Origin of the sequence: Halapricum sp. CBA1109, assembly GCF_009741825.1 — an archaeon.
In the GTDB taxonomy this organism is placed as follows: domain Archaea; phylum Halobacteriota; class Halobacteria; order Halobacteriales; family Haloarculaceae; genus Halapricum.
Genome location: NZ_WPCA01000006.1, coordinates 28,368 through 45,761, shown reverse-complemented (window position 1 = coordinate 45,761; position 17,394 = coordinate 28,368). Strand labels below are relative to the sequence as shown.

Below are 17,394 nucleotides of genomic sequence, written 5' to 3'. Positions count from 1 at the left end.
AGACCCACGAAACGCGATCGTGTGGCGAGCGAGTCCGGCCGGCGCGAGAGACCACGGGCCAAAGGTTGTCGCTCGTGTCCGGAGGGAGCGCCGATCCAGTCGCCTTCTCTACGGGCCCCCGTCCGGCGACGATCCGTGGACGCCTGCCGTCCCGCCGATCATCGGGGGCGTGACCGGCGTCCCTGTCTCGGCCGGGTACGGCCGTGTTACTCGTGATAGGCGCATCGTATCACCATAGCGTGAACAGTAACGAAGCTCGACCGAACAGGACGGACGAATAGCTCCCGTATAACGAACCGCATCCCCGGACAAGCGGAGAGTGCAGCTATGGCAAACCAATCACCGGTACGAATCGGACACTGTGTTCCGGACGCCCCCGACGTGGACGTTCACGTCGACGGCGAGATAGCGTTCGAGCGAATCGCGTTCACGGAGGTCACCGACTACGCGGGCCTGTCATCGGGCAGTCACGAGGTGACCATCACCGCACACGGCGAGAGCGATCCAGTCATCGAGACGACACTCGACCTCGACGACGACACCTCCTACACGGTACTGGCGACCGGGATGCTCGACGAGGACGACATCGCGGCGACCGTGATGATGGACGACCCGGGCACGGTCGCGGACCGGAAGTGTCACGCGCGGTTCATCCACGCCTCGCCGGACGCACCGGCGATAGACATCCGCGTCGCGGGCGGTGGGCCGACACTCTTCGAGAACGTCAGCTTCAGAGAGGCCTCGGAGTACACGCCCGTCGACGCCGACACGTACGACATCGAGGTCTGCCCGGCCGGTTCCGACGACATCGCCCTCTCGCTGCCCACCACCACCCTCGACGGCGGGAGTGCGATCACAGCTATCGCCGTCGGCCTGCTCGGCGACGACTCGCTGAGTGCCGTGATCACCGAGGACGCTACGATGGCGCTCGCGGCCGACGACTGATCGAACGCCCCCAAGTAAGGAGGCCAGCTGTCGGCCCCTTTTTCGGAGTCCCCATCCGACAGCCACGGCGAGGCGCGACTGCGGGTGGTCATGTCCGACGCGCCACCGTGCGGTCGAAGGGAGTCTCCGTCGTCCGTTCGGTGACGTGGTGTGTCCGGCAGGAGTTCTGTCCCGCGGTCGCAACCCTTACTTCCCGTTATGGCCAATTCCGCGCCAATGAGAGTCATCGGAACCGTCGGGCTACCGGGCAGCGGCAAAAGCGAGGTGGCCGAGGTGGCGCGGGACCTCGACGTGCCAGTGGTCACGATGGGGGACGTGATCCGGGCGGAGTGTCGTGACCGCGGCCTCGACCCCGCGACCGAGCACGGGACGGTCGCGAAGGCGCTGCGCGAGGAGAACGGTCCGGCCGCCATCGCCGAGCGCTCGCTCCCGCTGATCAGGGAGGCCCTAGAGGAGTCGGACACCGTCCTCGTCGACGGCCTCCGCTCGGACGTCGAAGTCGAGGCGTTCCGGGAGGCCTTCGGCGAGGACTTCCAGTTGCTCCGTATCGAGGCCCCATTCGAGGCCCGCGCCGAGCGACTGGACCTCCGGGGCCGGGACGCCGGCGCCGAGGACGGCGGCGAGTCCCTCGAAGACCGCGACGAGCGGGAACTGGGCTTCGGGATGGGCGAAGCGATGGATATGGCCGACCTGACCGTCGAGAACACCGACAGTCTGGCGGCGTTCCACGAGACGGCTCGGACGCTGTTGGCCGACGGCTTCGACGCGGTGGAGGGACAGCGATGAGCGCCGTCTACAGCGTCGACGTCGAAATAGCGGCCCCCGTCCACGACACCGAGGTCACCGACCGCGTGGCCGACGCCGTCACGAACCTCTTCCCCGGCGCCGACATCGGCCACCACCCCGGCGAGTTGACGGCGACGGTCCACGACCTCAGTCACTTCTCGGAGTTGCTCCACCGACAGGAGATTCTCGACACCGCCCGTGGGGCCTTCTTCGAGAACCGCGAGGGCGACAGCTTCAGCTTCGAGTTGAAGAAACAGCCGGCCTTCGAGGGCGTCGTGAACTTCGCCGTCGGCGACCCGGACGAACTCGGCGAGATAGCGGTGACCGTGACCGTCCGGGAACCGGACGTGGAGTCGTACATCGACCACGTCGCGCCGCCGACGCGGGAGGGGCAACCAATCGACCCCGACGCCGGGGACGGCGACCGATGACGACCGCTATCTGTTTCGACCTGGACGGGACGCTGCTGCGGTTCGACCGCTCGTACCGAGCGGTCAGGCAGGCCGTCTTCGAGGAGTCCCTCGGCGAGGCGACGCCGGCGATGCTTGAGGCCTCCGGGACGGCCTTCTTCGACGCCATCGCGGCCTGCGAACCGGAGCCGTACCACGCCGGAGTCAAAGCGGCGATCGAGGCCGCCGAGGGCGATATCGACGCCGATGTCGACGACGTCGTCGAGACGCTGTTGGTGGCCGAAAAGCGAGCGACGAAGGTCCCGCCCGGGACCCGCGAGAGTCTAGCGGCGCTGGCCGCCGAGAACCCACTCGCCGTCGTCACCAACGGGACCAGCGAGTTCCAGCGCGAGAAACTCGCTCACCACGACTTGACGGACTACTTCGAGACGGTCGTGACTGCCTACGACGTGGGTGCGAGCAAGCCCGACGCCGCCATCTTCGAGGCCGTCCGAGAGCAAATCGACGCCGAGGAGTACGTGATGGTCGGCGACGACTACGAGGCGGACGTCGAGGGCGCCCGAGGTGCGGGGTTCGTCCCGGTCCACGTCGAGGACACCGAAGACGCGCCGGACTTCTGGGCGACGCTGCAGGCGTTCGTCTGACTCATAGTGTTTCTTGTAGGTCATTTCGGTATCGACCGGCCGCATTCGGGCGGTCACACCGGTACACAGCTACAAGAAACACTATCACTCGATGTCGACGCGGCCGCTGGTCGCGCTTCTGAGTCGCTCGCGGAGGGCCTCGGCCTCGGCGACGGGGACCCGGACGTCGAAGGCGACAGTCTCGCCGTAGTCGGCCTCGAACGCGACGCCCTCGCTCTCGATGACGGACCGGACGGTGCCGCTGTCGTCGTACTCGGTCGTGATCGAGAGCCGTTCGTGGGGTCGTTCGGTGACGACGCCGGCGTCGTCGACGCCCTCCTTGACCGCGCGGGAGTACGCCCGGGCGAGGCCGCCGACACCGAGGTTCGTCCCGCCGTAGTAGCGGGTGACGACGGCGACGACGTTCTCGACATCGCGTTGCTGGAGGACGTTCAGCGCCGGTTTTCCGGCGCTACCGGAGGGTTCGCCGTCGTCGCTTTCGTACTCCCGGAGCGGGTCGGTCCGCACGCGATAGGCCGGGACGTTGTGGGTCGCGTCGGCGTACTCCGCACGGACCGAGTCGACGAACGACTCGGCGCTCTCCCGGTCGGTCGCGGGCGCGACGTGGCCTATAAACTCCGAGCCACGCACCTCGAAACGGGCCTGCCCGCGGCCGGCGACGGTCCGGTAGGTGTCGGTCACTGTCGGCAGTTCGGCGGCGAGGGACATACTGCTTGCGCCGGGCTACTCCCGGCGCCCCACACGCGCTTTTCGGGGAGGAGGCAGACCGTCGCCGGGTCGGTCACTCGTAGCTGACAGGACAGTCGCGGGTAGCCAAAGCGGTCGGCCAACTCGTCGTGCCAGTGGTCGGGGTCGGGGTCGTCTGTCCCGAACCGGACGCCACAGGTCGCACAGAGGCCGCGCCCGCCGCAGTTGAGCCGCCGGGCGTAGCGGCCGTGCGGGGAGAGACCGGCGTCGAGGAGGGCGTCTCTGAGGACGGTCCCGGGTTCGACGTCGAGGCGTCGCTCCGGGCCGTCCTCGCCGAGCAACACCCGGAGCGGGACTGTCTCGGACACAGGCACAGTAGGCGGCCAACGCTCAAATACGGCCCGGCTAGTAGTCGGTCAGGAGCCGTTCGACCTGCTGGTCGAGGTCAGTCAGCGCCGCGTCGACGCCGTTGTCCCGGGCGTCGAGGTAGCTCTCGGCGACGAGCGTCCGGACGGTGTCGAACGGCCCGATACGGGCACCGGTGGTTGCGACGGTGTCGTCGCTGTCGAGTAACTGCTGGATGGCCGACTCCAGATGGGGGTGCTCGCGGAACCAGCCCTCGGCCCGCAGGGAGTCGACGGCGTCGTGACGGATGGGGAAGTAGCCTGTTTCGCGGTGCCAGCGGGCCTGCTGGGCCGGTTGGGCCAGCCACGCGAGGAAGTCGCCGGCGACCTGTCGCTGCTTTCGGGGGACGTCCTCGGGCACCCACAGCGACGCCCCGCCGACGACGACGCCGTGCCGTTCGTCGGCGACGGGCAGCGGTCCCGTCCCGAGGTCGAACCCGGCCGCTTCGGCGCCGTCACGGATGTCCGTCAGCGAGGAGGTCGATCCGATCAACATCGCGGCCTCGCCGTCGAAGAAGGCCGACTTCGCGGCGCCACGAGCCTCGATTCCGGGGTTGTAATAGAGACCGTCGTTCTCCAAGTCAGCCCACCACTCGAACAGTCGGTGGCCGGTGTCGCTGTCGAAGTACGCCTCGGTGGCGTCGCCGTCGCGGCCGTTGCGGCGGTCGACCAGCGGTTGGCCGTCCTCGGCGAACCACTGTTCGACGTACCACGAGTAGTTGGCGAAGGTGATGCCGGCGTCGGCGACGCCCGCCTCGACGATCCGTTCGGCGGCCTCCCGGACGGCGTCGAACGTCTCGGGCGGGCGGTCCGGGTCCAGCCCCGCGCGTTCGAAGGCCGTCCGGTTGTAACAGAACACCGGGATCGAGACGTTGAACGGCAGCGAGTACAACTGCCCGTCCGAGCGGTAGTACGACCGGATCGGCGCGAGGATGTCGTCGGCGTCGAAATCGTTCGGGAGAACGTCCTCGACGGGGCGGAAGCCGCCGCTGTCCATCGCTCGCTTGGTCCCGATCTCGAAGATCTGTGCGACCGTCGGCGGCCGGCCGTTCTCGACGGCGTCGAGCGTCGCGTTGAGCGTCCCGCGGTAGCTACCCTTCGACGTCGGCCGGATGGAGACGTCCCGGTCGTACTGGGACTCGAACTCCCGGGCCAGCGTCTCCAGCAACAGTCCCTTCTCGCCGCTCATCGCGTGCCAGAACTCGACGGTCGTCGCCGCGTCCGCGGTGTGTGTCGAAGTGTCGTACGTCGACAGCGACGACGAGAGCGTCTCGGTCCGTTCGGCCAGCGTCGTCGTCGCCGTCTGGACCTCGGTCAGGACGCTGGTCTGGTCGCGGGCCTGTGAGACGACGCCCTCGGCCGTCTCGGCGGTCGCCTCGCTGATGTCGCCGGCCTCCTCGGCCATCACCGCGACCTGCTGGGTCGACTCGGCCTGTGAGTCGGTCGCGCGGCTGATCTCGGTCACCTGCTCGGAGACGGACTCGACGTCGCTCGCTATCTCCTCTAGGGCCGACAGCGCCTCGTCGATGGTGTCGCGGCCGTCGGCGACCTGCTCGCGGGTCCGGTGTATCTCCTCGGTCGTCCCGTCGGCCTCCGTGCGGACCTGTTCGATGGCCCGCTCTATCTCCTCTAAGGCCGACTGGGTCTGTCCGGAGAGGTCCTTGACCTCGTCGGCGACGACGGCGAACCCGTCGCCGTCGCTGTCGGCGTGGGCGGCCTCGATCGAAGCGTTCAGCGCGAGGATGTTCGTCTGGCGGGCGATGTCGTCGATAGTCCCGACGATGGACGCTATCTCGGCGACCGACTCCGTCAGCGACTGGACGCTCTCGACGGTCGCCTCCATCCGCTCCTCGATGGCGTGGAGTTCATCGAGCGCCGACGTCGCCGCGTCGCTTCCGGAGTGGGCCTTCTCGGCGGCGGCCTCGGCCGCGCGGGCCACCTCGTCGGCCGAGGCCGCGACCTCCTCGACGGTCGCCGAGAGGTCCTCGGCCTCGTCGGACACCGCCTCGATGCGGTCGTGTTGGCGGTCGGCGTCAGCGAGATCTCCCGGATCGACTCGGTGACCGCGCGGCTCTGGGTCCTGACCGTCTCGGTGGTGTCCGAGACCTGTTCAGTGGCCCCCTCGACCTGCCCGCTGAACTCCCGGAGGCGCTCTATCGACCGCGACCACTCCGCCAGCAGGTCGTTGCAGGCCGCCTCGAGGTCGGCGACCGACTCGCCGCCGTCGGCGTCGACCCTGACCGTCAGGTCGCCGTCGACAGCCCGTTCCAGCGTCGCCGCCGCCGTCTCGACTGCGGCTTCGAGGCTGTCGGCCCGAGCACGCGCGCTGTCCCGTTGGTCGCGAACCGACTGGAGTTCCTCGCGCGTCTCCCGTAACTCGGCCCGCAGGTGCTCGACCGTCTCCGGGTCCGTCTCGGAGCGCCGAGCGTCGCTGTCGGGCCGGTCCGACTGCGTCCGCCGTTCCGTCCCGCCGTCTGTCTCGACGGGCCGCCCTAGCCCGAGGAGCCGACGGAGGAGGTCGGTCGTTCCCATTGTAAACAAATCTCCTTACTGTTGGGAACGGTTTCCGAGCATATATTCATAATTGTTTATTAGATATGCGGACGGCCCAAATAGTATTGTTTATGCTCGGTCTGTATCAGCCGGCCCAACCTATCGGGAGCGGGCACGTTTACTCGTACATAGGGCCTGACGGGCGCGGTAACTAATCAGTATTTGTTTACTACCGGTATCGTCACTCGATCTGTATCTTCTGGACGAACGGCATCGCCCGGAGGTCGTTGATCAGTTCGCCGGGGAGGGCTTCGGCGGTGATGACGTACAGTTTCGGTTCGTCGGAGAACTCCGGGTCGTCGCTGATGACCTGCCGGATAGACAGGCCAGCGTCGGCGATGGCGGCCGTCACGTCGGCGACGAGGCCCGACGCCTCGGCGTCGCTGACCGTCAGTGTCACCACGGTCAGGTCCAGCACCGGCGCGAGGTCCATCAGGCTCGGGATGGCGGAGATGTTCTGGAAGATGGGCCGCAACTCGTCGTCCTCGAGGATGGCGTCGGTGGTGGCGTCGACGACCCGCCGGTCGACGTCCAGTTCCCGCGCGATGCCGGTGTTCGGGATCTCGATGCCGCCAGAGACGACCCGCCCGTCGTCGTTGACCGAGAACCCGCGTTCGAGCAACAGCCTGATCACCCGCTGTTGGCTCGGACTGTCGGCGAACTTCCGCATAATCTCGTCGAACATGCCGGGAGCATCGTGGCCGGCCCGCTTGCGTCTTGGGGTCGGCCCCGGCCGTCGCGTGCGCATCGGTAGCACACGCCCACAAACAATTATTATAGTTGGCACACAATGTTTTGGTATGGCGACACGCCAACAATCCCAGACGGGGTATCACACGTGTACATGCGGTGAGGAGTTCGACACGACGGAGGAACTCCTCGAGCACGCACGAGACGCCCACGGGATCGGCGTATACTGACACCGGCGGTCGCTGTTTCTTCGGTCCGTTGCGCTCGTGAGTGGTCACTGTCGCGTGTCGGACAGTCGGGGACAAGCCCGTAGAGACATCCGACGGCGTGCGCCGTCGCGCCTCCGTGCGCGACCGCACTGCGCGAGGGATGAGCGAACGACTCCGGAGTGAGCGAATCGGTTGGGGAGGGTGTGGTGTGGTCGGCGGTGCGTCGGGGCGGACTGAAAGGGGCCGGCCGTTCGGACCTGCCTGCTCGTCGCAGCGACCCCTATCCGAGCGATGGGCGGTTCGAACGGCGTGAGAACCGACGCGGAGAGCGAGGATATGTCGCTGCGCGAGTCCGAACGGCGGGGCGTTTCGGTGTTCGCGTTTCGTCGTCGCTGCCATATCCACTCACGAGTCCTCGAAAGCCCCAGCGCGGTCGAGTGCTCCGACTCGCTGCGCCCTTCGCTCACGACGTTCGCTCCGGTGCTCGTCCCTCGCACGGCGCCAACTCACACAGTGTCGCCACTCGGTAAGTGGTAGCACGCGAAAAGAACCGATCGTGTGTCCTAGTTGCCCTTCTCCGCGGGTCGGCTTGCTCTAGGCTCCCGAGGGTCGCCGTTTCGACTCTCGGGCTCCTGCGCTACGCTTAGTCGCCCGAGCCCTTTTCGATGGGCGCGCCGACGAGGTTGCCCCACTCCGTCCAAGAGCCGTCGTAGTTGACGGTGTCGTCGTAGCCCGCGAGTTCGTGCAGGGCGAACCAAGCGACGGAGGAGCGCTCGCCGATGCGGCAGTAGGCGACGGTCGTCTCGTCGCCGTCGATGCCCTCCTCGGCGTACAGCTCCTCGATCTCCTCGCGGGTCTTGAAGGTGCCGTCGTCGTTGGTGACGGCCGCCCACGAGATGTTGGACGCGCCGGGGATGTGGCCGCCGCGCTGGGCGGTCTCCTGGAGGCCCGGCGGTGCGAGGACCTCGCCGGAGTACTCCTCGGGCGAGCGGACGTCGACCAGCGGCAGGCCCTTCTCGATGGCGTTCTCGACGTCGTCGCGGTAGGCGCGGATGGACTCGCGCGGGCCGGAGGCGGTGTACTCGACCGGCGAAAAGTCGGGCACCTCGTCGGTGACGGTGTAGTCGTTCTCGATCCAGTACTCGCGGCCGCCGTCGAGCAGCTTCACGTCGTCGTGACCGTAGTACTTGAACTGCCAGTAGGTGTAGGCCGCGAACCAGTTGGCGTTGTCACCGTAGAGGACGACCGTCGAGTCCTCGGAGATGCCGTGACTGCCCAGCAACTCCTCGAACTCCGCCTTGTCGAGGATGTCCCGCTCTGTCTGGTCTTGTAGCTGTGTCTCCCAGTTGAAGCCGATGGCACCGGGGGCGTGGCTCTCGTCGTACGCCTCGGTGTCGACGTCGACCTCGACCAGCCGATGGGCCGGGTCGTCGCTCTGGAACTCGTCGAGGTGCTCCTCGACGTAGTCCGCCGACACGAGAACGTCGTTTGCGTAGTCGCTCATTGCATCCATCCGTACTTCCCCCGTTCATATAATGGCTCCAGTCAGGGCATCATACGCCACTGTTCTCCAGCCGAAGCAATTGTTGCCGGTACTGTCGGCGCCCCCGCTCGGAAAGCCGGACGGCGAGGGGCGGTCGGCCACCGGACGGACACGACCGGGGCGGGTACTGGCAAGTATTGTCAGTAGCTGTGAGACGCGAAATCACACGGTTCAAGCGAACGCGCCGGGAACGAGGCTGTATGACGGACATCGTGACGCGGTCGTGGCTGGCCGACCGGTTGGGCGAGGTGGCGCTGGTCGACACGCGGGAGGACTGGGAGTACAGCGGCATCGGGCACCTACCGACGGCCGTCTCGGTTCCCTTCGACACCTTCCGGGCGAGCGAGCACGCCGTCGAGTCCGGCGAGGGCGAGGGGATGCTCCCCGACCGGGAGACGTGGGCGGGACTGTTGAGCGAGGCCGGTATCGCGCCGGAGGACCACGTCGTCGCCTACGACGACACCCACGGCGTCTTCGCCGCGCGGTTTCTGGTGACCGCGGAGTTGCTGGGTCACGACCCCGAGAGACTCCACCTGCTTGACGGGGACTTCAGCGCGTGGCAGCGCGAGCGAGCGGTCGAGAGCGACGCGCCCGAGCGAGAGCCGACCGACTACACCGTCGACCCGCCCGCCGAGACGCCGCTGGTCGACATCGAGGGCGTCGCCGCGGCCATCGACACGGACGCGACCATCGTCGACACCCGCGAGGACTGGGAGTTCGAGGAGGGCCACATCCCCGGCGCGGTCAGGTTCGACTGGCGGGAAGCGGTCGACGACGAGAACCGCGGGCTCCGCCCGCGGGACGAACTGGGCGCGGTACTCGCCGAACGCGGCATCACGCCAGACCGGCGGGTCGTCCTCTACTGTAACACCGCCCGGCGGATCAGCCACACCTACGTCGTCCTGCGGCATCTGGGATACGAGGACGTGGGCTTCTACGAGGGGAGCCTCACCGAGTGGGAGGCCGCGGGGCGGCCGCTTTCGACCGGTCAGTCCGAGTAGTCCGCCCGGCGCTCGCTACCGAGCAACTGCCCGGCCTCGGCGAGCATCGCCACCAGCACCGGCCCGGCGATGACGCCGACGATACCGATGCTCAGAATACCGCCGGTGAACCCGATGAAGTAGAGGCTGCCGGACATCTCGGCGGTGAGAGAGGCCAACTGGGTCCGGATCACCGCGTCCGGGAGGAACCCGACGAAAAACAGGCCGACGGCGGCGACCAGCAGTGCGGTCACGGTGTTGCCGAGCGTCACCTCGAACGCCGCGAGCGCGAGGATAACGATGCTCGGCCCGACGATAGGGATGAACTGCAGGATGCCGCTGATGACTGACAGCGAGAACGCGGCGTCGTAGCCGAAGATGGTGAAGAAGACGTACGCGAGGAGGAAGGTGCCAAAGGCCGTCGCCGCCTGCAGGACGTAGATGGCGTACAGCGCCGATTTCACCCGCCGGTGCATCGACATAACGACGTCGTGGTACTCGCGGGGCACCGGCCGCAACAGCGCGGCGCTTATCTCGTCGGGCCGGATCAACAGCGCGTACACCAGCAGGACGAACAGGAAGAGCTTGAACGCCAACGCCGGCGCGGCCCGGGCGATATCGAGCGCGAGCGACCCCAGCGCCGAGGTGACGCGGTCGGTGTACGTCGCCAGTTCTATCGGGTACCGGACGCCGCCGAGTTCGACGACTACCTCGGCGGGTACCGTCCGGACGAAATCGACCAAGTCCTGCCGTCGGATGTAGAGGACGACGACGAGGGGCAACACCACCAGCGCGGCACCGACGAACGCGAGGCCGGTCGCTATCGTCGCCGCGATGCGGGCGGACAGCCCGTGGTCGACGAGGCGCGTGCGGACCGGGTTGAGGACGTACGCGACGGTGATGGCGAAGAATATGGTCCCGAACACCGCGCGCAACAGGACGAGCGACAGCACGAGCAGTCCGGCCAACAGTCCCGCGAGCACCGTCACCCGTTTCATAGCGTGTCGTTCAGCGGACACCCTCAAAATCGTTTCCACCGTCGGCCCGCGGGACTCGAACCGTCACCACGGTCCCGGTCGGATCGTTGTCGGCGACGGAGACGGTGCCGTCAGAGAGGTTGACCAGCCACTGGACCAGCCACAGGCCGACGCCGGTGCTGTGTGACAGCGGCGTGATGTTGGCCTCGCCACGGAGGACGTCCCGTTCGATGGTCGCCATCCCCGGCCCGCGGTCGCGTATCGAGACCACGACGTGGTCGTCGGCGACGGACACCTCGGCCGCCACGGTGTCGGTGTCGGTGTGTCTGAAGGCGTTGTCCAGCAGTTCGATCAGCGCCCGTTCGAACCGGTCACACACCAGCGCCCGAGCGCAGTCCGGGGCGGACATTTCGACGGTCGCTGACTGGAAGCGAGTCCGCGTCGACTCGACGGCCGAACGCAAAAGGGCCGTCACGTCCCGGGCGCGCCGACCCGTCGACTCCCGGAGGACGGTCGTGACTGTCTGTTCCTTGTTGACGAGAGCCATCAACTCGTCGATACGGTCGAGGATGGTCGTCGCGGCCGCGGCCGGGTCCGCAGCGGTCCCGGCCGCTATCATCTCGGCCTGCCCCTGGACGACGGTCATCGCGTTCCGCAGGTTGTGCCGGAGGATACGGCCCAACACTGCCAGTTGCTGTTCGCGCTGTTGCTGGTCGGTCACGTCCCGCCAGAGGGCGACCGTCCCGGCGAGTTCTCCTGCTGTGTCGTAGTAGGGGAACCGGAGGGTCGTGAACGACCGCGTCCCGCCGCCGTCGAAAGTCGGCCTGATCGTCGCCTCGACGGGCTGTTCGGTCCGCAGGACGCGTTTCTTGATCCGGTCTATCTCCGCGGCCGTCGTCGCGTCGAGAACCGCCCGCTCGTCGACCCCGACCAGTTCGGCCGGCGAGCGGTCCGTGTACGACGCAAGCGCCTCGTTGGCGAGGACATACTGACCCGTACAGTCCTGCAGCATAATCGGGTCCCGGAGCCGTTCGACTATCTCGCGGTAGGTCCGGAGGTCGCGCTCGCGGGTCCTGCGCTCGGTCACGTCCCGCGTGAAGCCGGTGATGACCTGCTCGCCGTCGACCGTCTCGGGCAGCAGTCGGGCGTTCATCGACAGCCAGATCCGCTCGCCGTCGGCGTCGATAGCCTGATAGACGAAGTCCTCGACGAGGCCGACCGACTCCAACCGGTCGAGGAACGTCTCGCGGGAGCCCGGGTCGGTGTACAGCTCCGTCGCCAGGTCGTCGTAGCTCGACAACAGCGTATCCACGTCCTCGTAGCCCAGTATCGACGCCATCTTCGGGTTGACCGACAGCACCGACCCGCCGGTCGTCGTCCGGAACACGCCGACCGGTGCGACCTCGAACAGTCGTTCGTAGGTCCGGAGGTCGGCCTCGCGCTGTGAGCGCTCGGTCACGTCGTCGTATATCCAGAGGTGACCGGGGCCCGCCGGCAGCGAGACGGGGAAGTAACTGCGCTCGAAGACCCGGCCGTCCTCGCGGACGAGACGCTCGCAGGCGACCGGCTCGCCGCCGTCGATAGCCGACTCGATCCCGTCGAGGAAGCCCTCGGGGTCGACGAACTGGTCGGCGCTCTCGGCGGCGAGTTCGGCGCAGTCGGCCCCCACGACATCCGCCGGCGTCCCGTCGGCGTCGAACATCGAGAGCAGGGGGTCGTTGACCGCCAGCACCTCCCGACCCGTCGTCTCCGCGAGGACACCGACCGGGAGGCCGTCGACCAGAGCGCGGAGCAGCGCCGTCGTCTCCGTGCTGTCGGCGGACGATTCGGGCCGACACTGGCAGTGATAGCGCGTCCCGTCGGCGGCCTGTTCGGCCGCGCCGTCGTGGACGACCGGCACCGCCTCGTCGTCGGCCCGGCGGACGAACAGCGTCCGGGCGGCCAACTCGTCCCCGGCGAGTTGGGTCTGCAACCGGGCACTCGACCCCTCAGTCAGGACCGCCCCGAACGGGTCGCCCAGCACCGACTCGCGGTCGTAGCCCGTGAACGCGACCCACGCGTCGTTGACGAACCGGAGGTGCCCGTCCGCATCGAGCACGTGGGCCGGGACAGTCGTCGGTGTACCGGCGGGGTCCTCACGCATCTGGCTAGAAGGGTACACGCCCACGAGACAAGAATGTGTGGGCCGGTGTCACGGCGAGACGCCGACGGTCAGCAGGGTCCCGTACTCCCGGTAGTGTTCGACCATCGACTCGCGGTCGTCCCAGTCCTCGGTCGGGAACGATTCGGCTGGCGGTATCGCCGTCTCCTCGTCGGGGATAGCCTCCTGTTCGGCGACGTGCAGGCCGGCCTCGCGGAAGCGCGTTCGGTACTCCTCGCGGGACCACCGCGTCATCGGCAACTCGACGTAGTCGGTCCACTCGGCGGTGTGGGGGTTGTCGGCGTAGAAGTCGACGGCGCAGTAGAAGGTGCCGCCGGGGCGGAGGACCCGCCGGAGTTCCGACAGCGCGGCCATCGGGTCGCCCGCGTAGTAGAACGCCTCCATAGAGAAGACGTGGTCGATGTTGTCGGCCGGGAACGGCAGGGCCTCGAAGTCCCCGACGACGAACCCGACCCGCGGGTCGTCGGTGTACTCGCGGGCGTTGTGAGCCATCTCGGGCGACCCGTCGAGGCCGTAGGCCCGGCCCGCGCCGCCGGCCGCGACCATCGCCCGCGCGGCGTAGCCGCTGCCACACCCCAGATCAAGCACCGTGTCGCCGTCCTCGATGGGCATCCGACCCAGCGCGTGTTTGGCGGTGTGCCAGTGGCGCTGTTCCATCCCCTTGTCGCGGCCGTCGGCCGCCCACTCGTCGAAGGCGTCGCTCGCGCGCATACCGCCAGCGACGCCCGCGAGCGTGAAAACGGGTTCGGCTCACCACGCCACTGTTTCACAGGGGTCGTCGGCTTCCACTGTTTCGGGTGGGGCCCCCTGTTTCGTCTGGAGGATGTCGGAAGAGATAGATACCTCCACTCGGACGTGTGAGTCGATGGGTCGTCGAGAGCGGTACAACGTGGCCGACTCCGCCCAGCAGGTCGTCGGCGGGTTCCTGCTGGCCGGGCCGTTCGTCGTCACCGAGGAGGTGTGGGTGCTGGCGACCAATATGACGTGGCTCCACGGCCTGTTCGTCGTCGGTATCGTCTTCGCCATCGGCTACGGGGCGCTGTACGAGGCCGACGACGACCGCGACCCCGACCGGGAGGCCGAGGTGGCCGGCGTCCCGGTCCGGTTCGTCTCGCTGATGGTCGTCTCGTTCGGGTCTGTCGCCGTCCTCGCGTTCGCGTTCACCGCGCCCGACCAGTTCCTCGCGGACATTCCGACCGCCGACCGGCCCGGCGCGACCGTCCGGGCGATCAGCGTCGGCGCCATCTTCGCCGTCGTCGGGGCCGCGACCGCAGACAGCGTGTTCTGAGGCAGTAGGCGGCGTATAACCAATCCGGTGTCGGGCTTCGGGAAGCGTATGAGTTCACTGTTCCTCGACAGCAACGGACTCGAATCGCACCTCCGAGAGGCACTGGAAAACGCCGAGAACGACGAGGCGAGATACCACATCAGGGAGTCGCTCCAGAAACTGTACGCCGCCAACTACTAGCGGCCCTGCGTGAGGCGGAACCCGATCTGCTGGGGGAGGCCGGCCTCAACCACCTCGTGGATGACGCGGTCGGTGTCGTACTCGACGCGGTGTTCCGTGACGGTTCGCTCCTCGAGGTCGACCACCGAGTAGGCCGCGCGGTGGTCCCGGTCGCGGGGTTGGCCCACGCTACCGGGGTTGACGATCATCCCCTCGGCGAAGACGGCGTGGTCCTGAACGTGGGTGTGACCGAGCACGAGGAGGTCCTCGCCGTCGAGCATCGACGGGTCGTACTCCTCGGGTTTCGTGTAGCGGTCGGGGTCGTCGGGGTGGCCGTGGACCATCTTGATCCGGCCGTCCTCGATAGTTCGCTCGGCCGGCAGCGCCGAGAGCCACGACAGTTGGTCGTCGTTGAGGGTGGCCTGTGCGTGTTCGACGCCGGCGACGGCCATGTCGTTGAACCCCGGATAGTGGTCGGTAACGACCGCCCGGTCGTGGTTGCCCTCGATGCTCGTGATACCGTGTTCGCGGACGCGGTCGACGCAGTCGCCGGGCCAAGGGTTGTACCCGACGATGTCGCCGGCACAGATCACTCGGTCGACGTCGGGCATGTCCGCCAGCACCGCGTCGAAGGCGACGATGTTCCCGTGGATGTCCGAGACGACCCCTATCTTCATACACCCACCCTCACACAGCAGTCACTTAGAGGTGTGTTCTTCGTCCGGAGGGTTTTTGCCGATGCTGTAAGTACTCTAGTACCAACATGACGAACCGCGACGCCCGGAGGAGTGTGTGATGGACGACGAGGATGCCATCGAGGGTCTCACGCGACTCGGACTGACGACCTACGAGGCCCGGGTGTTTCTGGCGCTGCAGAAACTCGACACCGGGACCGCGAGTGAGGTGGCCGAAGTCAGCGAGGTGCCCCGCTCGCAGGTGTACGGGACAGCCGACGACTTAGAGCAGCGCGGGCTGATCGAGATACAGGAGACGCGGCCGGCGGTGTACCGGCCGGTCGACCCCGACACCGCCGAACAGCGGTTGCTCGAACAACTGGAGTCGACCGGCGGCGGGCGTTTGGCTACCTGCAGGACGTCCGCGGGCAGTTCGCCGACGGCGACGACGAGAGCGAGGCACTGTGGACGGTCCGCGGGACCGACAGCATCCGGAGTCGGACCGTCGAGTTAATTCGGGAGGCCGACTCGCGGGTCGTCTACGGGGCCGAAGACCCCGAGCAACTGGGGCCGGCGATCAGGTCGGCGCTGTCGGACGCGGCCGCCGACGGCCGGCGGGTCGTCGTCGTCAGCAAATCCGCGGCAGTGCTCGACGCGGTCGAGGACGACGCCATCGAGACGGTCCGACAGCCGGCGGACCACCTCACCGACATCAGTACCGCCCGCCTGCTGATCGCCGACGACGATACTATCCTGCTCAGCGTGGCGGCGCCCGACTCCGACCGCCACCAGGAGATAGCGTTCTGGAGCGACGGTACCGCGTTCGCTCGCGCGCTCGCCCGGATATCCTTCGAGATGTTCGGCACGGAAGCGTTCTGAGTGGCGGAGCGCGTGGACCGACAGGCTGATAATAACCTACGAGTAGATGTTAACAATGTCGACTAACACCGAAAGCGGCGTTGTTAATCCGGGGCCGGCCTCCGTCGTGGGGATGGGGTCGGTCGCCGGGTTGCTCGCGCTCTCGTTGCTCGCCGTGGAGTTGGGCCGGACAAAGATAGTCGTCATCGCGTGGGTCGCGTTCGTCGCGATGGCGGGCGGGGCGCTGGTCGGCGCTCGGACGGAGTCCCGCCACGCGACGCGGCTGGTCTGGGGGTACGGCCTCGCCAGCGGCGCGATGATCACCAGCGCGGCCGTCTTCCTCGTCCCGCAGGCCATCAATCAGGCCGCGACGCTGGGCGGGTTCGGTATCGCGCTGGGCGTCCTCGTCGGCTACAACGGCCACACTATCGGTCACCGGCTCTCGCATCTGGACCTCCCGATGAACACCACGGCGACGGCACTGGCGGCCCACGCGCTCTCGGCTGGCGTCGTCATCGGCGTCATCTACGGGGCGATGCCGGCGTTGGGACTGTTGCTCGGCCTCGCTATCGTCTCCCACAAGGGGCCCGCGGGCTACGCCGCCGCCCGACGCTCGCGACTGGCCGGGGACGCTATCGCTCCCATCCTGCTCCCGGCCGCCGGCGTCGGCCTGACGGGCATCCCGATGGCGCTGGTCGCTGTCCCGCTGTCGGCGTCGGTCAACGCCGTCGTCTTCGGCTTCGCGGCCGGCGTCTTCCTCCACGTCGCGATGGACTTTCTCCCCTCCTGTGAGGTCGGCGGCGAGATAGACGACGTCGCCGGCGTCTCCGAGGACTCCCACAGTCTGCTCGACCGCCTGCGGGTCCACGCCCTCGCCAGCACCTCCATCGGCGGCGTCGTCGTCTTCCTCGCGTGGCTGGCTATCGCGTGAGGACAGGGCTTTTCATCCGGCCGCCGCTACCCGCGAACAGTATGTCGGCCCTCCCCGGACGGAGCCAGTTGCGCAACCGCTCGCTCTCGGCCGCCCTCGTCGGCCTGACGCTGTTCGTCCTCGACGGGTCGCCAGTGGTCGCCGGCGTGACGGCGACCCTCTTTCTGGCCCTCACACTCGGTATCGACACCGTCGGAAACCTGTTCGGCGACTACGCCGACAACCTCACACTGGGTCTGCTCACACTAGCGTTCACCGGCTACATCGCCGTCACCGCGTGGTGGCTCCCGATAGTTGTCGGAGGAGCCCTCGTCGGAGGTTGGTTGACGTTCGACGGACTCCAACACCTCCGGCACAGCGAGACGCGTGACGAGGTGACGAGTCCGTACAGCCACGACGGCTGGCTGGTCACCGGCTTCGTCCGAGCGATGGGTGCCCGACTGTTCGAGCCGTTCCGTTTGTGAAAGAATTTGGCACGCGTTTTATATCGGTGAG

The 17,394-nt window shown here is 67.6% G+C and carries 20 protein-coding genes; 11 read left to right on the top strand and 9 right to left on the bottom strand.

All coding sequences use genetic code 11. The features are described 5' to 3' along the window. Positions 1-327: 327 nt before the first annotated feature. The 4 genes from GJ629_RS01670 to GJ629_RS01655 all read left to right on the top strand — a co-directional run bounded on the left by GJ629_RS01670 (position 328) and on the right by GJ629_RS01655 (position 2,785). Positions 328-945, top strand: a complete 618-nt coding sequence (locus tag GJ629_RS01670) for a DUF4397 domain-containing protein (RefSeq protein ID WP_157511453.1) — start codon at positions 328-330, stop codon at positions 943-945. Positions 946-1,161: 216 nt separating this feature from the next. Then, on the top strand, positions 1,162-1,731 hold the full coding sequence (locus GJ629_RS01665) for an AAA family ATPase (protein WP_157511452.1): 570 nt from the start codon (positions 1,162-1,164) through the stop codon (positions 1,729-1,731). Next, positions 1,728-2,162 (top strand): RNA-binding domain-containing protein, encoded by a 435-nt coding sequence (locus GJ629_RS01660; protein ID WP_157511451.1) that lies wholly within the window; start codon positions 1,728-1,730, stop codon positions 2,160-2,162. The genes GJ629_RS01665 and GJ629_RS01660 overlap by 4 nt, the downstream gene beginning before the upstream one ends. Beyond that, on the top strand, positions 2,159-2,785 hold the full coding sequence (locus GJ629_RS01655) for an HAD family hydrolase (RefSeq protein WP_157511450.1): 627 nt from the start codon (positions 2,159-2,161) through the stop codon (positions 2,783-2,785). The genes GJ629_RS01660 and GJ629_RS01655 overlap by 4 nt, the downstream gene beginning before the upstream one ends. An 84-nt stretch (positions 2,786-2,869) precedes the next feature. Here the strand turns inward: GJ629_RS01655 and GJ629_RS01650 are convergent, their stop codons facing one another. From GJ629_RS01650 to GJ629_RS01630, 5 genes are all read right to left on the bottom strand, one after another. Beyond that, on the bottom strand, positions 2,870-3,466 hold the full coding sequence (locus GJ629_RS01650; RefSeq protein ID WP_370515750.1) for a YigZ family protein: 597 nt from the start codon (positions 3,464-3,466) through the stop codon (positions 2,870-2,872). Further along, the gene (locus GJ629_RS01645) at positions 3,463-3,840 is read right to left on the bottom strand and encodes a 2Fe-2S iron-sulfur cluster-binding protein (RefSeq protein ID WP_370515749.1); all 378 of its coding nucleotides are present in this window, start codon (positions 3,838-3,840) and stop codon (positions 3,463-3,465) included. The genes GJ629_RS01650 and GJ629_RS01645 overlap by 4 nt, the downstream gene beginning before the upstream one ends. Before the next feature lie 37 nt (positions 3,841-3,877). Continuing rightward, entirely contained in the window at positions 3,878-5,878 is a 2,001-nt protein-coding gene (locus GJ629_RS01640) for an extracellular solute-binding protein (protein WP_370515748.1), read from the bottom strand. A 732-nt stretch (positions 5,879-6,610) separates the two neighbouring features. Beyond that, complete coding sequence (locus tag GJ629_RS01635; protein WP_157511456.1) at positions 6,611-7,114, bottom strand: amino acid-binding protein; 504 nt, start codon at positions 7,112-7,114, stop codon at positions 6,611-6,613. Between the two features lie 857 nt (positions 7,115-7,971). Then, positions 7,972-8,832, bottom strand: a complete 861-nt coding sequence (locus tag GJ629_RS01630; RefSeq protein WP_157511448.1) for a sulfurtransferase — start codon at positions 8,830-8,832, stop codon at positions 7,972-7,974. Between the two features lie 239 nt (positions 8,833-9,071). Between GJ629_RS01630 and GJ629_RS01625 the strand changes: the two genes are divergently transcribed. Further along, positions 9,072-9,872: a sulfurtransferase gene (locus tag GJ629_RS01625; protein WP_157511447.1), complete on the top strand. Its 801-nt coding sequence runs from the start codon at positions 9,072-9,074 to the stop codon at positions 9,870-9,872. Here the strand turns inward: GJ629_RS01625 and GJ629_RS01620 are convergent. Genes GJ629_RS01620 through GJ629_RS01610 form a run of 3 tightly spaced genes read right to left on the bottom strand, consistent with a single transcriptional unit; the run spans position 9,860 to position 13,700 of the window. After that, the gene (locus GJ629_RS01620) at positions 9,860-10,849 is read right to left on the bottom strand and encodes an AI-2E family transporter (protein WP_157511446.1); all 990 of its coding nucleotides are present in this window, start codon (positions 10,847-10,849) and stop codon (positions 9,860-9,862) included. The genes GJ629_RS01625 and GJ629_RS01620 overlap by 13 nt on opposite strands. A 10-nt stretch (positions 10,850-10,859) precedes the next feature. Next, complete coding sequence (locus GJ629_RS01615) at positions 10,860-12,971, bottom strand: PAS domain-containing sensor histidine kinase (protein ID WP_157511445.1); 2,112 nt, start codon at positions 12,969-12,971, stop codon at positions 10,860-10,862. 48 nt (positions 12,972-13,019) lie between these two features. Then, complete coding sequence (locus tag GJ629_RS01610; protein WP_157511444.1) at positions 13,020-13,700, bottom strand: class I SAM-dependent methyltransferase; 681 nt, start codon at positions 13,698-13,700, stop codon at positions 13,020-13,022. 154 nt (positions 13,701-13,854) lie between these two features. On the opposite strand from GJ629_RS01610, the gene GJ629_RS01605 reads away from it, so the two are divergent. Then, positions 13,855-14,277 (top strand): DUF2391 family protein, encoded by a 423-nt coding sequence (locus GJ629_RS01605; RefSeq protein WP_157511443.1) that lies wholly within the window; start codon positions 13,855-13,857, stop codon positions 14,275-14,277. A gap of 48 nt (positions 14,278-14,325) precedes the next feature. Further along, on the top strand, positions 14,326-14,457 hold the full coding sequence (locus GJ629_RS17425; RefSeq protein WP_255475191.1) for a hypothetical protein: 132 nt from the start codon (positions 14,326-14,328) through the stop codon (positions 14,455-14,457). Here the strand turns inward: GJ629_RS17425 and GJ629_RS01600 are convergent. Beyond that, positions 14,454-15,113, bottom strand: coding sequence for a metallophosphoesterase (locus tag GJ629_RS01600; RefSeq protein WP_157511442.1), 660 nt, complete (start codon positions 15,111-15,113; stop codon positions 14,454-14,456). The genes GJ629_RS17425 and GJ629_RS01600 overlap by 4 nt on opposite strands. A gap of 118 nt (positions 15,114-15,231) precedes the next feature. Between GJ629_RS01600 and GJ629_RS01595 the strand changes: the two genes are divergently transcribed. From GJ629_RS01595 to GJ629_RS01580, 4 genes are read left to right on the top strand one after another with little or no spacing between them, the layout of a single operon-like run. Then, the gene (locus GJ629_RS01595; RefSeq protein WP_157511441.1) at positions 15,232-15,624 is read left to right on the top strand and encodes a TrmB family transcriptional regulator; all 393 of its coding nucleotides are present in this window, start codon (positions 15,232-15,234) and stop codon (positions 15,622-15,624) included. Further along, a complete protein-coding gene (locus tag GJ629_RS01590) occupies positions 15,522-15,989 on the top strand; it encodes a TrmB family transcriptional regulator sugar-binding domain-containing protein (RefSeq protein WP_157511440.1) in 468 nt (155 codons plus the stop codon). The genes GJ629_RS01595 and GJ629_RS01590 overlap by 103 nt, the downstream gene beginning before the upstream one ends. 55 nt (positions 15,990-16,044) lie before the next feature. Beyond that, positions 16,045-16,899, top strand: a complete 855-nt coding sequence (locus tag GJ629_RS01585; protein WP_157511439.1) for a ZIP family metal transporter — start codon at positions 16,045-16,047, stop codon at positions 16,897-16,899. Positions 16,900-16,940: 41 nt separating this feature from the next. Then, positions 16,941-17,363 (top strand): hypothetical protein, encoded by a 423-nt coding sequence (locus GJ629_RS01580; RefSeq protein ID WP_157511438.1) that lies wholly within the window; start codon positions 16,941-16,943, stop codon positions 17,361-17,363. Positions 17,364-17,394: the final 31 nt, after the last annotated feature.

What these genes read in the sequence shown, in the direction of transcription:
- GJ629_RS01665 (WP_157511452.1), top strand. Translation starts at nt 1,162, where the DNA reads ATGAGAGTCATCGGAACCGTCGGGCTACCGGGCAGCGGCAAAAGCGAG.
- GJ629_RS01615 (WP_157511445.1), bottom strand. Translation starts at nt 12,971, where the DNA reads ATGCGTGAGGACCCCGCCGGTACACCGACGACTGTCCCGGCCCACGTG.
- GJ629_RS01630 (WP_157511448.1), bottom strand. Translation starts at nt 8,832, where the DNA reads ATGAGCGACTACGCAAACGACGTTCTCGTGTCGGCGGACTACGTCGAG.
- GJ629_RS01635 (WP_157511456.1), bottom strand. Translation starts at nt 7,114, where the DNA reads ATGTTCGACGAGATTATGCGGAAGTTCGCCGACAGTCCGAGCCAACAG.
- GJ629_RS01625 (WP_157511447.1), top strand. Translation starts at nt 9,072, where the DNA reads ATGACGGACATCGTGACGCGGTCGTGGCTGGCCGACCGGTTGGGCGAG.
- GJ629_RS01655 (WP_157511450.1), top strand. Translation starts at nt 2,159, where the DNA reads ATGACGACCGCTATCTGTTTCGACCTGGACGGGACGCTGCTGCGGTTC.
- GJ629_RS01600 (WP_157511442.1), bottom strand. Translation starts at nt 15,113, where the DNA reads ATGAAGATAGGGGTCGTCTCGGACATCCACGGGAACATCGTCGCCTTC.
- GJ629_RS01605 (WP_157511443.1), top strand. Translation starts at nt 13,855, where the DNA reads ATGGGTCGTCGAGAGCGGTACAACGTGGCCGACTCCGCCCAGCAGGTC.
- GJ629_RS01610 (WP_157511444.1), bottom strand. Translation starts at nt 13,700, where the DNA reads ATGCGCGCGAGCGACGCCTTCGACGAGTGGGCGGCCGACGGCCGCGAC.
- GJ629_RS01620 (WP_157511446.1), bottom strand. Translation starts at nt 10,849, where the DNA reads ATGAAACGGGTGACGGTGCTCGCGGGACTGTTGGCCGGACTGCTCGTG.
- GJ629_RS01585 (WP_157511439.1), top strand. Translation starts at nt 16,045, where the DNA reads ATGTCGACTAACACCGAAAGCGGCGTTGTTAATCCGGGGCCGGCCTCC.
- GJ629_RS01595 (WP_157511441.1), top strand. Translation starts at nt 15,232, where the DNA reads ATGGACGACGAGGATGCCATCGAGGGTCTCACGCGACTCGGACTGACG.
- GJ629_RS01580 (WP_157511438.1), top strand. Translation starts at nt 16,941, where the DNA reads ATGTCGGCCCTCCCCGGACGGAGCCAGTTGCGCAACCGCTCGCTCTCG.
- GJ629_RS01660 (WP_157511451.1), top strand. Translation starts at nt 1,728, where the DNA reads ATGAGCGCCGTCTACAGCGTCGACGTCGAAATAGCGGCCCCCGTCCAC.
- GJ629_RS01670 (WP_157511453.1), top strand. Translation starts at nt 328, where the DNA reads ATGGCAAACCAATCACCGGTACGAATCGGACACTGTGTTCCGGACGCC.
- GJ629_RS17425 (WP_255475191.1), top strand. Translation starts at nt 14,326, where the DNA reads ATGAGTTCACTGTTCCTCGACAGCAACGGACTCGAATCGCACCTCCGA.